Origin of the sequence: Actinopolyspora xinjiangensis (assembly GCF_900104475.1) — a bacterium.
Taxonomy (GTDB): domain Bacteria; phylum Actinomycetota; class Actinomycetes; order Mycobacteriales; family Pseudonocardiaceae; genus Actinopolyspora; species Actinopolyspora xinjiangensis.
Window position 1 is genome coordinate 301,795 of record NZ_FNJR01000001.1, and the last position, 14,692, is coordinate 316,486.

Below are 14,692 nucleotides of genomic sequence, written 5' to 3' on the forward strand. Positions count from 1 at the left end.
GGGGCCGTTTCCGCTTCACGCCAACCGGAAACGGCGGGAAAACCGGGAACAAATTTCACTCTTTAGATCGAAGTTTTTCACTCATTCGAGGGATACGCTTCCCGTTACTTCAACTTGATCCGCCCCCGACGCCACGCGGTCGCGGAAGGGGTAAGCATGCTGAGCGGTGAAACCCGTCCCTCCGAACCGTTCGTCTCGAGGAATCGCACCTGCCCGGTGATCGTGGGTCGCGAAGCGGAACTCGACACCATCACGGAGCTGGTGCTGGCCCCACCCGCCGTAGTACTGCTGGAAGGGGAAGCCGGGGTGGGCAAGTCGCGGCTGATCCGCGAGGGCCTCGAACGCCTCGAAGCGGAGCGAACCGTGCTCATCGGGGCCTGCCAGCCACTCCAGGAGCCCTTCCCCTACGGGCCGGTGGTCGACGCGCTGCGCACCCTCGGCCCACCCCCCGAGCCCGACCACCTCAACCCGGTCACCGGTGCGCTGCGAAGACTGCTTCCGGAACTCGGCGAGTTCCTGCCCTCCACCCCGGAACCACTCGGCGACACCGCCGCGGAGCGGCACCGGCTGTTCCGCGGTGTCCACGCGCTGCTGGAGTCCGTGCAGCCCGCCGTCCTCGTGGTCGAAGACCTGCACTGGGCCGACGAGGGCACTCGGGAACTGCTGCGGTTCCTGACGGCCGACCCTCCCCCGGCGCTGTCCGTGGTGCTCAGTTACCGCCGGGAGGAACTGGCGGGCGGCACCCCGTTGGGAAGCGCCTACCGCCATCCGCAACGGGCACGCAGCGCGGTGGTGAAGCTGCGGCCGCTGAACGCCGAACAGGTGGGCACCCTGGCGGGCCTGCTGCTGGGCACGGAACAGGTCGAGGAGAGCTTCGCGCGACAGCTGCACGAACGCACGGCCGGTCTGCCGTTCGTCGTGGAGGAGACGCTGCGGACACTGCGACCGGGATGCGAACGAACCCCGCACGCGGCCGGGGCACTGCGAGCGGTCGAACAGCTCGACGTGCCGGTGCTGCTGCGCGACGCGATGGCCGAGCGGCTGGCCTCGCTGCCGGAACCGGTGGCGGACCTGGTGCGCGCCGCGGCGGTGCTCGGCGTCCCGGCCGAGGCCCGGTTACTGGGACGGGTCGCCGGGGTACCCGACGCCGCGCACCGGATCGTGCGGGCGCTGCGCGCCAACGTGCTGCACGAGGACGGTTCCCGGCGCTACGGATTCCGGCACTGCCTGGCACGCCGGGCCGTCTACGACACGCTCACCGGCCCGGAGCGGACCGAGCTGCACGAACGGGCACTGCGCGTGCTCGCCGAACAGGAGCACCCCCCGCTGATCCAGCTCGCCGAGCACAGCATGGCCTGCGGCAGGATCGCGGACTGGCTGCGCCACGGCACGGCCGCCGCCGACCGCGCCATCGGGATGGGAGACGTCGCCACCGCGACGGAACTGCTGTACTCCCTGTTGGAGGAGCCCTCGCTGTCCACGGCGGACGTGGACCGGCTCGCGGTCAAGTTCGGGCACGCCGCGCTCGGCGGGCTGGCGCAGCGCCACGTCTCGGCCGCGCTGCGACGGGTGCTGTCCGACCCACGACTCTCCGACACCGCCAGGGGCGAGGTGCGCCTCAGCCTGGGACTGCTGTTGCTGCGGCAGACCGCCTGCCTGGCCACGGCGCGCGGCGAGATCGAGCTGGCCGTCGAGGAACTGCGGCCCTTCCCCGACCGGGCGGCGGTCGGGATGGCCGCGCTGGCCCAGGCCCACGTGGGAACCACACCGTTCGAGAAGTGCTCGGAGTGGAAGCGGCGCGTCGAGGAGGTCCTCGACGGCACCGACAGCACGGCCCTGCGCTCGGAACTGCTGGCCAACGTGCTGCCCGCCGCGCTGTCCGGTTCGGACTCGGCGGAGGTGTGGCGGCACTTCGAACTGCTGCCCTCCTCACCGGGCCCCGGCCCGGAGCACCACCACATCGCCCGGGTCCACGGCAACCTCGCCGACGCTTACGCGTGGCTGGGCGAGTACGCGACGGCGCGGGAGCACCTGGCCGAAGCACGGGGGCTCGCCCGCGTGACGGGTGGCAGCCCGTACCTGGACAGCACACTGCACGGCACCGAGACCAGGTTGCGCTGGCTGACCGGCGAGTGGGCGGAACTGCCCGAGAAGGCGGAGCGGGCGCTGCGGGACTACGGGGAACTGCGCCCCGTGGCGGTGGAGCTCTCGCTGGTGCTCGGGCAGCACGCCGTGATGCGCGGCGAATGGGAGAACGCGGAACGGCACCTCGCGGCCACCGGTGTGGACACCCCGGACGAGTCCTTCACCCCCGTGGTGATCGCCGCCGGAGCCGCCCGCGTACGGCTCGGGCTGCTGCGCGGGGACACGGCGGGCGCGGTGAACGCGGCCGATCACGCGGTGGGGGTCGTGCGGCGCAAGGGCATCTGGATCTGGGCGAACGAGCTGCTGCCCGAGGCCGTGGCCGCCTACGCACGGCTCGGCAGGCGAACCGAGGCCCGGAACCTGCTCGACGAGTTCGTCGCGGCGACGGCGAACCGCCGGAACCCGCTGGTGGCACCGGCCACGGCGGCGGCACGCGCGGTGCTGTGCGAAACGGCCGAGCAACCGACGGCGGCGGCCGAATGGTGGGAGACGGCCCGCGCGGGCTATGCCGCGTTGCCGTGCCCCTACGGTGCGGCGCTGGCCGGGGAGCGGTGCGCCGCCCGGGGACTCGAAACCGGAGAGGAGTCGGCGGCGGGACGCATGTCCGAGGTGATCGGCTGGTTCGAACGGCTGGGCGCCGACCGGGACGCGGCTCGCTGCAGGCGGCTGCTGCGGGGCAGCGGGGTGTCACCGCCCTCATCCCGACGGGGACGTCGGGGCTACGGTGACGAGCTCTCGCCCCGGGAACGGGACGTGGCCCGGCTGGTGGGACTGGGCAACACGAACCGCGAGATAGCCTCGATCCTGTTCCTGTCGCCACGAACCGTGGAGCAACACGTGGCGAAGGTGATGCGCAAGCTGGGAGTAACCTCCCGCACCGAAGTCCGGACCGATTGACTGCGGACTCTCCGGCTCGGTCGTCGTAGGTGGCTCCGTAGCGAACCTCCGGCACGGCTCTCGCTGCGGGGAGGCCCGACATCGGGTAGTTACTCCCCGTTCCAGGAGCGAGGCCGGATCTCACGACGATCCCTACCGCACACACGGGGGACCTCCCGCCGTGGGAGCGGCGGGAGGTCCCCTTCGGTCGTGCCCGACAGGGCCGGTGCTCAGGCGAAGCAGTACACCGTGCCGAAGTCGTAGCAGTCGATCCGGTGCGTGTCCGTACCGGTCGCCCCGTCGTTGTCGGTGACGGTCAGCGTGGCGGTGAACTGGCCGCCGCCGTAGCTGTGGCTGGCGGTGCTGCCGGTGGCGGTGGCACCGTCACCGAACTGCCAGGCGTAGGACTCCACCGAGCCGTCCGAGTCGCTGGAGGCGGAGGCGTCGAAGTCACACCCGGCGGTGGTGCAGTTGACCGTGAAGGACGCGGTGGGAGCGCTGTTCTCCGGCGGAGGCTGCGGGTCCCCACCGTCGCTGTCTCCCACGTAGAGCAGCTTGTTCGGCGATCCGGACCCGATGCCGGAGATCTTGCCGGTGCTGGCGTTGTTGACCATCGAGTCACGAACCTGTGCCGGGCTCGCGGAGGGGGTGTCGGCCAGCAGCAGGGCGGCGGCACCGACGACGTGCGGGGTCGCCATGGAGGTACCGCTGATCGTGTTGGTGTCGGTGTCGCTGCCGATCCAGGCGGAGGTGATGTTGCTGCCGGGGGCGTAGATGTCCAGGCAGTCACCGTAGTTGGAGTAGCTGGCCTCGGCGTCCTGACTGTTGGTGGCACCGACCGTGATGGCCGACTCGACCCTGGCCGGCGAGTAGTTACAGGCGTCGGCCGAGGAATTCCCGGCGGCGATGCCGTAGGTGACTCCCGCCGAGATCGAGCTGCGCACCGCGTCGTCCACGGCGCTGCTGGCGGAGCCGCCGAGGCTCATGTTGGCCACGGCCGCACCATCGGCGTTCTGGGTGACCCAGTCGATGCCGTCGATGACGCCCGCGTAGGAACCGCTGCCCTGGCAGTCGAGCACGCGCACGCCGACGAGGTCGACGTTCTTGGCGACGCCGTACTCGGCACCGCCGATGGTGCCCGCCACGTGGGTGCCGTGACCGTTGCAGTCGTTGGCCACGGAGTCGCCGTCGACGAAGTCGTAACCGCTGGAGGCACGGCCGCCGAAGGTCTCGTGGCTGGTCCTGATCCCGGTGTCGATCACGTAGGCCGTGACTCCCTCACCCTGGTTGGGGTAGGTGTAGGAGTCGTCCATCGGGAGATCGCGCTGGTCGATCCGGTCCAGTCCGTACGAGGGCGGGTTCTGCTGCGTACCGAGCGCGTGCACCCGCCGGTTCTGTTCGACGTACTTGACGCTGGGATCGGCCGCGAGTCGTTCGGCGGCCGTCTCGTTCATCGAGACGGAGAAGCCGCGCAGCGCGGTCTCGTAGGTCCGCTGGACCTCACCGCCGTAGCGGCTGCCCAGGTCGGTCGCCGCCGCGCTCACACCACCGGGACCGGTGGCGGCCATGTCCTCGAACACGACGATGTAGTCGTTGGCGATGGCCGTTTCCGCTTCGGCACCGCGGATCTCGCCCGTCGCGGCCTGGGCGGGCAGTGCCGTGGCGAGTCCGAAAGAGGTCGCCACGGCGGCGCCCAGGCACAGGCCCGCGAGCCTGCCACGCCCCGTTGTCGGGTGCTGCATCGTTCCTCCTGCTGATCGCGCCGCCCGAAAGCGGCGGGAACGGTTTCCGCGCACCGCACGACCGGGTTTCTCGCTCTCGCACCCGGTGAAGTGCCGGTGAACAGTGCCCAGAACGATCGGGGCGCGATCGGTGAGGAACAATCCGTGGAACGGTAGGTAGGGGTACCTACGAAACGGAATGCGACATTCCCGGAATTACCGGACGGGCGTCGGGACGATGCGCTCGGCCGCGCACGTTCCCGCCGTGTTCGTCCTTTCCGTCCGGTGTCTTCGCGACAGATCGACGAGGGCGCGACATCCCACGGAACGGAAGTCGTGTCACCGCGAACACCGGGGATTTTAATACCGCTGTCACAATACGAAACCCCTCCCCCGCAGCAGGCTCGAATCGATTCACCCCACCGGAGACCGATCGGGCCGATGAGGGAAAACTCAGCGGTGCGCACGGAGTTGACAGTTTTCCCAATAACGCGGAAAACCGGGAAATACGGCATGGAGAAATCCTGGGATTTCCGATCCCCACGAAGCCCGGCGACGGGACTCACCCTACGAGTTCCGGTCCCGGCTGGGCGGTCGGGCGGGAAAACCCGGGAGACTCGGCCGGCCCCTTCAGGCGAGTTCGCCGTACTCGCCGAACCAGTACGCGAGCCTGCCCCGACGCCCCACCGCCCGGAGCCTGCGCTCGGTGTCGGCGCGCCTGGCGCTGGTGGTGACGATCAACAGCTGGTCACCGATCTCGATCCTGCTCTCGGGCTGCGGCACGAACACGGAACCTCTCCGGACCAGCAGGGCGATCACGCTGGGTTCGGGCAGCTGCAACTCCATCACGGTGACGTAGTGCAGCCGCGATCCCTCCGGGACGGACACGGTCAGCAGTTCGGCGTCGAGCACGTCCAGCGGGGCCGACTCCACCCGCACCTCACGGGCCCCCTCGGGGGTGATGATCCCCAGCGACCGCGCCACCGGACGCAGGCTCGGCCCCTGCACGAGGGTGAACACCACCACCAGCAGGAACACGAGATCGACCAGCCGGTCGCTGCCACTCACCCCGGCCACCACCGGAAAGGTGGCCAGCACGATGGGCACGGCCCCGCGCAGCCCGGCCCAGGACAGGAAGACGTGCTGCCGCCACGGAACCCGGAACGGCAGCAGCGAGCCCGCCACGGCCAGCGGTCGCGCCACCAGCAGCAGCACGGTGCCGACCACCAGGGCGGCCGGCACCTCGTGGTACAGCTCGCTCGGGTCGACCAGCAGGCCGAGCAGCACGAACAGCCCGATCTGCGCCAGCCAGCCGAGCCCCTCGGCGAACGAGCGAGTGGCGGAGCGGTGCGGCAGGCCGGTGTTGGCCAGCACCAGACCGGCCAGGTAGGCGGCGATGAACCCGCTCGCGCCCACCACCCCGGCCGTGGCGAACGCCAGCACTCCGAGCCCGAAGATGGCCAGGGGGTACAGCCCGGAGGCGGGCAGCGCGATCCGTGGCAGCACGACGGCGCCGAGCCCGCCCAGCGCCAGACCGAGCAACGCGCCGACGCCGAGCTGGTAGAGCAACGACCCCACCACGTGCCAGGGGCTCATCAGCAGCGGCGTGGAGCTCAGCAGCACGACGAGGATGACCGTCGGCGCGTCGTTGAAACCGGACTCGGCTTCGAGCAGCCCGGCCGCGCGCCTGGGGATGGGCAGTACCCGCAGCACCGAGAACACCGCCGCCGCGTCGGTGGAGGACACGATGGCGCCGAGCAGCAGCGCCAGCCGCCAGTCCAGCCCCAGCAGCAGGTGCGCCGCCAGGGCCGTGACACCGACGCTTATCCCGACTCCGAGGGTCGCCAGCATCCCGGCCGGTGCCAGCGACTTGGAGACGTCGGACCACCTGGTGGTCAGCCCACCTTCCACCAGGATCATCGCCAGCGCGGCGGTACCGAGGTTCTGCGCCAGTTGGGGGTCGTCGAGGTCGATCCCCAGCCCGTCCTCGCCGAGAAGCATGCCGAGCAGGAGGAACAGCAGCAGGCTGGGCAGCCCGATCCGGGTGGCGAACCTGGTGGCGACGATCCCGGCCAGCAGGACCAGACCGCCCGCGAAGAGGGCCAGGTAGAGCTCCTGCAGGCTCATCGCGTCCCCGATTCTCGGCCGGATGCCACCCCGGGTGGCCGGTACGCCCGCGTCGAGTCGTCACAACGGTGGGTCGTCCAGTACACCAATATCACCGGTCAGGCGCGGCGGGACGCCGCGTCCACCAGGGACTTCGTCGGTGTTCCCACCGCCGCGAGCGGCGACCGCACCCACCGATCCGCCGGGCTGTGGTGCGCCGCTGCCCTCCCCCTACCCAAGCAAGCTACCGTACAGTAACATCTTGCGGCATGACCGCCGACTTCGACTGGGTCGCCGACGCGATGGCCAAGACCGTCCCCTGGGTTTCCACCGCCGGAATCGAGTTCGTGGAACTGGAACGGCAACGGGTCGTGTGCTCGCTGCGCGACGTACCGGAACAGCGCAACCACGTGGGCGGTCCGCACGCCGCCGTGATGTTCGGACTCGCCGAGACCTCCTCCGGCGCGGTGACGCTGGCCGCCTTCACCCCGCTGCTGGAACGCGCCACCCCGCTGGTGTCCCGATCCGAGATCGTCTACCGCAAGCTCGCCCTCGGCGACCTGACCGCCGAAGCGGTACTCGGCCGGGAGATCGAGGAGGTCCGGGCCGAGCTCGACGGCGGGACGCGTCCCGAGTTCCCGGTGCACTGCACCATCCGGGACGGCGAGCACAACACCACCGGCGAGATGACGGTGTACTGGACGCTGCGCCCGAACGACTCCTGAGCCGAAAGGCTCCCCGCGACCGGGATCACTCCCACTCGCCCGGATCGGCTTCGAGCAGGTCGCCCAGCCGGTCGAGGAACACCCGCTGGGCGGGCAGAATCCTGCGGGCCGCCTCTTCGAGGCCGAACCAGGCGACCCGGTCGATCTCCGGGAACTCCCGGATCCGCCCCGATCCCCTCGGCCACTCCATCTCGAAGGTGCCGGGCACCACCGACCCCGGGTCGAGCTGTCCCGGCACCGCCCACACGGTCACGAGCTTGCCGCCCGACTGCCGCGCACTGCCCAACGACTCGAAACGTCCCTCGGGCGGATCGAGGCCCAGCTCCTCCCGGAACTCCCGCCGCGCCGCCTTCCAGGCGGTCTCCTCGGGGCCGTACTCACCCTTGGGAACCGACCAGGCTCCCTCGTCGCGGTTCTCCCAGAGGGGGCCGCCCATGTGCCCGAGCAACACCTCGGCACCACCCTCCCGCCTCCGGTGGACGAGTATCCCCGCGCTGGTCCTGACCACGGTGTCATTCTGCTGCCGAACCCGGGCGCGGGCCCGGCGACCGGGCCGAGCGGTTCACCCGCACGAAGGTCCCAACAGCTCCACCGGATCGGCGCACTCCCCCGGCGCCCGACACGCGAGCGCCCAGCAGCGACTCACTCGGTCGGCACACCACCCTTCCTTCCCTCCCCGGCACCGCTCCTCACCGAGTCGGCACGGCCGATTTTCGACACGGCCGCGCCGAAGCACCACCCGGGCAACCGGCACCACCGCCCTGTCGGCGCGCGAGCGCCGAACCGACACTCCCGCAACTCGCACCGCGGTCTACTCAGCCCGACAGCGCCGAAAACCCCTCCCTCAACCGGTACCGCCGCGGGTTCTCCCGTGCGGTTCTCGCGAGGAAGGCCCGACGTGGCGTAGCAGCTACTCGATGTCGGGGCCAGCCGCAGCGAGATCCGCACGAGAGGTTCCGCCACGGATCACCCACACGAGCCGCATCGTCGAAACCTCGCCGAGGACTCTCGGCGAATTCCCAGTTGCGCCACCGCTCACACCCAGCTGAACGGACCAGAGTCGGTATCGGGCCCCACGGATGCCTCCGCATCCGCGCAGACGCAGAGCCGATTCTTCCGTTAGAGGAGCCATGACCGCGAGTCCGACGAGTCGCGAGAACCGCGGGGCGACGTTCCAGTTCCCCCGCGAGGAACCAGCCGAGTCGAACGAACGAGCCCGCCCGGAAACCGCGCCCCCTTCGCTGGGCCCGAGCACCGTGGACATCGTCATCCCGGTCCACAACGAGGAGCGCGCGCTGCGGGGCTGCGTCACGACACTGCACGAGCGGTTGCGGAACGGCTTCCCGTTCCCCTGGCGCATCACCATCGTGGACAACGCCAGTACCGACGGCACCCCCGCACTGGCCGAACAGCTCGCCGAGGAGATGCGAGGGGTCAACTGCCTGCGCCTCGACCGCAAAGGACGCGGCTTGGCACTGCGCACGGCCTGGGGCGACACCGACGCCGACATCGCGGTCTACATGGACGTGGACCTGTCCACCGGCCTGGACGGGCTGCTGCCGCTGGTCGCACCGCTGGCCAGTGGCCACTCCGACATGGCCATCGGCAGCAGGCTCGCCCCGGCCGCGCGCACCGTCCGAGGGCCACGGCGCGAACTGATCTCGCGCTGCTACAACAAGCTGATCAGGCTCACCCACGGCAGCCGGTTCAGCGACGCGCAGTGCGGTTTCAAAGCGATACGCACCGGGGCACTGCGCCCACTGCTGCACGCCACCAACGACGACGCGTGGTTCTTCGACACCGAGCTGCTGTTGCTGGCCGAGCACAACGGCCTGCGGATCCACGAGGTGCCGGTCGACTGGATCGAGGACACCGACAGCAGGGTGCGGGTGTTCAACACCGCCGTGGACGACCTGCGCGGGCTCTGGCGGATCGCCCGCCGCAAACGCACCGGTGCGGCCCGGGTGGCCGTTCCCCCGCGCGGGCCGGTCACCGCCGAGCACCCCGACGCGGTGCTGGCCCCGGAATCCAAGCGCTCCCGGCTGATCGGGCAGGTCGGCTACTTCGCGCTGATCGGGGTGCTCTCCACCGTCGGGCAGGCGGTGCTGTACTGGCTGCTGCGCCAGTGGTGGCCCGCGGTGGCGGCCAACTTCGTCTCACTGCTGGTGCTGACGGTCCTGAACACCGAGGCCAACCGTCGGCTCTCCTTCCGGGACTCCGGTACCGGGGCGGGGCGGGCCCACATCGGCGCGGGCGGGCTGTTCCTGCTCGGCTACCTGGTGACCTCGGCTGCCGTGCTGCTCTACGACTCGGCGGCGAGCAACGCCTCCCCCGCCTCGGAATCGGTGGTGCTGGCGTGCGCCTCCGTCCTGGTCACCGCGATCCGCTTCCTGCTGCTGCGAACGACCGTGTTCCGCCGCGACGAGTCCGAGCCGTCCCGGCGGGAATCCGGGGAGGCGAATTGAGCACCGAGACAACGGAGGCAGACGACCACATGGGTTCCACGCGGATCTCGGGGACCGTCACCGAGGCCCCGAACGGGAGTGGACACCGCCCCACCGGTCATCACACCGCGAGCGGCGCAGCGTGGCCGAGGATCGCCCTGGCGGCGATCCTGCTGCTCGCGGCCGCGCTGTACGGTTGGGCGATCGGCTCACTGGGCTGGGGAAACACCTACTACTCGGCCGCGGTGAAGTCGATGGGCGAGAGCTGGGTGAACTTCCTGTTCGGATCGTTCGATCCGGCCGGAGTCGTCACCGTCGACAAACCACCGGCCGCGCTGTGGCCACAGGTGATCAGCAGCAAGATCTTCGGCATGCGGGGCTGGGCGCTGATGCTGCCCCAGGTGGTGGAGGGTGTGCTCACCGTGCTGCTGCTGCACCGCACGGTACGGCGCTGGGCCGGTGAGGGCGCCGGGCTGATCGCGGCCCTGGTCCTGACACTGACCCCCGTCACGGTGGCGATCAACCGGGACAACAATCCCGACCCGCTGCTGATGCTGTTCCTGGTGGCGGCGGCCTACGCACTGACCCGGGCGCTGCAGGCCACCCGCGGCCGTGACGCCACGCTGTGGTTGTGCGGATCGGCGGCGCTGATCGGCTGCGGCTTCCTCACCAAGATGCTGGCCGCCTGGATGGTGGTGCCCGCGTTCGGCGCGGTCTGGCTGATCGGTTCCCGGTTCGGTTGGGGAACGAAGCTGGCGCAGTTGGCGGCAGCGGCGGTGTCCCTGCTCGTGTCGTCGATGTGGTGGGTCGCGATGGTCGAACTCTGGCCGGGCGAGCACCCCTACATCGGCGGCAGCGAGGACGGCTCGGCGTGGAGCCTGGTCATCGGATACAACGGCCTCGGCCGGATATTCGGCGGCGAAGGTCCGGGCGGGGGTGGTGCCGGTGGTGGTTCGGGTTCGGCCCCCGTCGGTTCCGGCAGTGGTTCGGCGAACGGCACGGGAGGCTTCCCCGGAAACGCCGGTGAGCTGACCGGCGGTGGTGGCTTTCCCGGCGGCGGTGGCCCCGGTGGCGGTTTCGCGGGCAGTTCGGGCCCGCTGCGGCTGTTCAACGAGCAGCTGGGCGGCCAGATCAGCTGGCTGCTGCCACTGTGCCTGATCGCGCTGCTGCTGGCCGTCACGGTCGGCGTGCTGCGACGCGGCGGTGACCGAACCGTGGGAGAACCGCTGCCCGCCAGTGGCTGGACCCTGTGGGGGACGTGGCTGCTGACCTGCGGCGCTGTCTTCTCGTTCCAGCAGGGCACGATCCACCCCTACTACACGACCCAGCTCGCACCCGCCGTGGCCGCGCTGTGCGGCGGCCTGGTGGTGCTGCTCGTGCGGGCACACCGCGCCGGCTCGCGCTGGGTGCCCCTCGTGGGTGTGCTCGGCGTGGTGGCGACCACCTGCTGGGCCGCCGTGGTCATCAGGCGCACTCCCGAGTGGATGGGCTGGCTGGCCTGGGTGGTGCTCGGTGTCGGTGCCCTGGCCGTCGTGCTGCTGGCCCTCGGCCGGAAGTGGTCGCGGCTGCTGCCGCCGGCGGCCGCCTGCTCGATGGTCGCCGTACTGCTGGCCCCGGGCGCCTGGGCGATCGCCGAACCGGCGGGTGGCTCCACCGGTATGGGAGGAACCAACCCGACGGCCGGTCCGGCGGCAATGGGCGGGCCCGGCGATGGTCCCGGTGCTCCCGGTGGTGGCCGGGACGGCAACGGCGCGGGCAACGGTCGATTCGGCGGTGGGAACACGCCCCCCGGCACGTCCGGTCGGGCGAACGGATCGGGCGACGGGCCATCCGACGACCAGGGCCGGGCCGGTAACCAAGGTCGGTCCGGCAACGGTTCCGGGGGTTTCCCGGGCGGCGGTGGCAACGGCGGCCCCGGCGGCGGAGCCTCGCTGAGCGAGCGGCAGCGGGCGATCCTGGACTACGCCGTGCGGCATTCGGGATCGGCCCGCATCAAGCTGGCGATCAGCGGCGGGTCCATGTCCGCCTCGTCGTTTATCCTCGACAGCGATGCCACGGTCATCGGGATGGGCGGGTTCACCGGCAGTGACAACGCTCCCTCGGTCTCCCAGCTGACGGAGTGGACCGACAACGGTGAACTGCGGTACGTCCTCGGTTCGGACGGCGGTCGAGGTGGCGGCCCCGGTGGCGGCGGCTATTCCCAGCAGCGCAGCGAGTGGATCGAACAGAACTGCTCCGAGGTGGACTCCTCCGAATATCTGAGCGACGGTCGGAGCGAGACCGGCGGTCAGAGCGGCGACGACGGTGACGCGACCGGATCGGCTCCGGGGGCGGGTCGGGCATCGACGCTGTACGAGTGCGAGTGAAGGACCGGGTGGGAAGAACGGCATGAGCGGATCCGACGCGGCCGTCGAGCGGCGCATCCTGGTCGTGGAGGACGAATCGAGCATTCGCGTCCTGCTGGAATCCACGCTGCGCCTGGCCGGTTACACCGTCGGCACGGCCGAGAACGGCCAGCGGGCGCTCGTGGAGGCGGAACGTTTCCGCCCCGATCTGGTGGTGCTCGACGTGATGCTGCCTGATCTGGACGGATTCGCGGTGACCCGCGGGCTGCGGGCCGCCGGACTGGAGACGCCCGTGCTGTTCCTCACCGCGCGCACCGAGATCGACGACCGGATAGCGGGCCTGTCTGCCGGTGGGGACGACTACGTCACCAAACCGTTCAGCCTGGACGAGGTTCTGCTGCGTATCCGGGCGATCCTGCGCCGCACGGGCCACGAGAGCGGCGGGACGGGCACGGAGGCCCCCGACACGCTCCGCTACGCGGACCTCGAACTGGACCGGGCGGCCCACGAGGTCCACCGGGCGGGCGAGTACATCCAGCTCTCACCGACCGAGTTCAACCTGCTGTCGTACCTGATGACGAACGCGACACGGGTGGTGAGCAAGGCCCAGATCCTCGACCACGTGTGGAACTACGACTTCGCGGGCGACGGCAGGATCGTGGAGACCTACGTCAGGTACCTGCGGCGCAAGATCGACCGGTTCGAACCGCCGCTGATCCACACCGTGCGCGGCGTGGGCTACTGCCTGCGGCTGCCGCGCGAACACGCCGGGACGGCGACGTCGTGACGGGCCGCCGTCCGACCGTTCCGAACTGGCTGCGCGCCCGATCGCTCCGGCACAGGCTGCTGATCGGCGCCACCCTGCTGGCGACCATCGCCGTGCTGGCCTCCCAGGTGATCGGCGTGGTCGTGCTGCGGTCGTGGCTGCTGAGCAGGGTGGACGAACAGCTGGAGGACTTCAGGCCGCCCCGGCCGGAAGTGATGCGCGGCCCGGCACCCGGTGAGCCGGACGGCGATGATCGTCGGCTGCCCTCCGACTTCCGGGTGTACTTCTACGGCCCGGACGGCGAACTGCGGAAATCACTGGGCAGTGGCCCCGAGAGCGGTCCCGAGCTGTCCGGGTCCGCTGGTGGGCCCGCCTCGGGGTTCGAAGAACCGACCACCGTGCCCGCCGGATCCGGCGGGGGCAGTTGGCGAGTGCTGCGCCAGGACGTGCCGGGCGAGGGCTCCGCGCTGGTCGCGCTGCCGCTGGACACACTGCAGGGGGCCGTGTCGAAGTTGCTCTGGCTCAACTCGGCCCTACTGCTGGCCACCGTGGTCGGGTTGGTCGCGGTCGGCCGGTGGGTGGTCCACCTCGGTCTGCTGCCGCTGACCAGGATGGAGCGCACGGCCGGAGCCATCGCCGAGGGGAACCTGGAGCTGCGCCTGCGCGAGACCGATCCGCACACCGAGATCGGCAGGCTCGGCCGGGTGCTGAACAGCATGATCGAACGGCTGCGCGCCGCGCTGCGCGAACGCGAGTCCTCCGAGGCCAGGCTGCGGCGGTTCGTCGCCGACGCGGGGCACGAACTGCGCACCCCGCTCACCTCGATGCGCGGCTTCGCCGAGCTCGTGCTCAAGCACGAGAGCCTGCCCGCCGAGCAGCGCCACGAGGCGCACCGCATGATCGAGCAGAACGCCGAGCGCATGAGCCTGCTGGTCGAGGACCTGCTGCTGCTGGCGAAGCTGGACCAGGAGCCGGTCTACGACCGGGAGGAAGTGGACCTGCTCTCGGTGAGCGCCGACGCCATCAGCGGCTCGGCGCACCGGGATTCCTCCTCGCGCGTGCGGTTGAACCCGCTGCGCCCGGACGCCGTGGAACTGGAGTCGGTACGGGTGGTCGGGGACTCCCACCGGCTGCGCCAGGTGGTGGGCAACCTGGTCTCCAACGCGCTGGCCCACACCCCTCCCGAGGCCGACATCGGGGTTCGGGTGGGGACGGCTCCGGCGAGCCGGGCCGACGGGGGGCTGGACGGTCCCGGGCGATGGTCCTCCGGCCCGGAGCTGACCGCGGGCGCGCCGACCGCGATCGTGGAGGTCACCGACTCCGGCCCCGGCCTGACCCCCGAACAGGCGGGGCAGGTGTTCGACCGCTTCTACCGGGCGGACGCGGCCCGCTCCCGCGAGCACGGCGGCAGCGGGCTGGGGCTGGCGATAGCCGCCGCCATAGCCGGCAACCACGGCGGCAGGATCGAGCTGGACACCCGCCCCGGACGAGGAGCGACCTTCCGGCTCGTACTGCCCGGGGCGTACTGACCCGCCCGTTCGCCCGGCCGCACCCGCCCGGCGCG

At 70.8% G+C, this 14,692-nt stretch carries 9 protein-coding genes; 6 read left to right on the forward strand and 3 right to left on the reverse strand.

All coding sequences use genetic code 11. From position 1 onward, the window contains the following. Nucleotides 1–156: 156 nt before the first annotated feature. Nucleotides 157–3,042, forward strand: a complete 2,886-nt coding sequence (locus BLQ75_RS01445) for a helix-turn-helix transcriptional regulator (protein ID WP_211481099.1) — start codon at nucleotides 157–159, stop codon at nucleotides 3,040–3,042. Nucleotides 3,043–3,251: 209 nt separating this feature from the next. Here BLQ75_RS01445 and BLQ75_RS01450 read toward each other — a convergent pair whose 3' ends face one another. Both BLQ75_RS01450 and BLQ75_RS01455 read right to left on the reverse strand, forming a co-directional pair. Beyond that, nucleotides 3,252–4,763, reverse strand: a complete 1,512-nt coding sequence (locus BLQ75_RS01450; RefSeq protein ID WP_092596524.1) for a S8 family serine peptidase — start codon at nucleotides 4,761–4,763, stop codon at nucleotides 3,252–3,254. Nucleotides 4,764–5,372: 609 nt separating this feature from the next. Further along, nucleotides 5,373–6,869, reverse strand: coding sequence for a potassium/proton antiporter (locus BLQ75_RS01455; protein WP_092596526.1), 1,497 nt, complete (start codon nucleotides 6,867–6,869; stop codon nucleotides 5,373–5,375). 248 nt (nucleotides 6,870–7,117) lie between these two features. On the opposite strand from BLQ75_RS01455, the gene BLQ75_RS01460 reads away from it, so the two are divergent. Continuing rightward, entirely contained in the window at nucleotides 7,118–7,573 is a 456-nt protein-coding gene (locus tag BLQ75_RS01460; protein WP_092596529.1) for a DUF4442 domain-containing protein, read from the forward strand. Nucleotides 7,574–7,598: 25 nt separating this feature from the next. Here BLQ75_RS01460 and BLQ75_RS01465 read toward each other — a convergent pair whose 3' ends face one another. Beyond that, nucleotides 7,599–8,081 carry an NUDIX hydrolase gene (locus BLQ75_RS01465; protein WP_092596532.1) on the reverse strand — a complete coding sequence of 161 codons (483 nt, stop codon included), beginning with the start codon at nucleotides 8,079–8,081 and terminating at the stop codon, nucleotides 7,599–7,601. Between the two features lie 622 nt (nucleotides 8,082–8,703). Between BLQ75_RS01465 and BLQ75_RS01470 the strand changes: the two genes are divergently transcribed. The 4 genes from BLQ75_RS01470 to BLQ75_RS01485 are packed head-to-tail and all read left to right on the forward strand — an operon-like array spanning nucleotide 8,704 to nucleotide 14,657. Continuing rightward, nucleotides 8,704–10,038 carry a bifunctional glycosyltransferase family 2/GtrA family protein gene (locus BLQ75_RS01470; protein WP_092596534.1) on the forward strand — a complete coding sequence of 445 codons (1,335 nt, stop codon included), beginning with the start codon at nucleotides 8,704–8,706 and terminating at the stop codon, nucleotides 10,036–10,038. Nucleotides 10,039–10,067: 29 nt separating this feature from the next. After that, nucleotides 10,068–12,383, forward strand: a complete 2,316-nt coding sequence (locus BLQ75_RS24385; protein ID WP_092596537.1) for an ArnT family glycosyltransferase — start codon at nucleotides 10,068–10,070, stop codon at nucleotides 12,381–12,383. A gap of 22 nt (nucleotides 12,384–12,405) precedes the next feature. Then, nucleotides 12,406–13,149 (forward strand): response regulator transcription factor, encoded by a 744-nt coding sequence (locus BLQ75_RS01480; RefSeq protein WP_092596540.1) that lies wholly within the window; start codon nucleotides 12,406–12,408, stop codon nucleotides 13,147–13,149. Further along, complete coding sequence (locus tag BLQ75_RS01485; protein WP_092596543.1) at nucleotides 13,146–14,657, forward strand: sensor histidine kinase; 1,512 nt, start codon at nucleotides 13,146–13,148, stop codon at nucleotides 14,655–14,657. The genes BLQ75_RS01480 and BLQ75_RS01485 overlap by 4 nt, the downstream gene beginning before the upstream one ends. Nucleotides 14,658–14,692 lie beyond the last annotated feature (35 nt).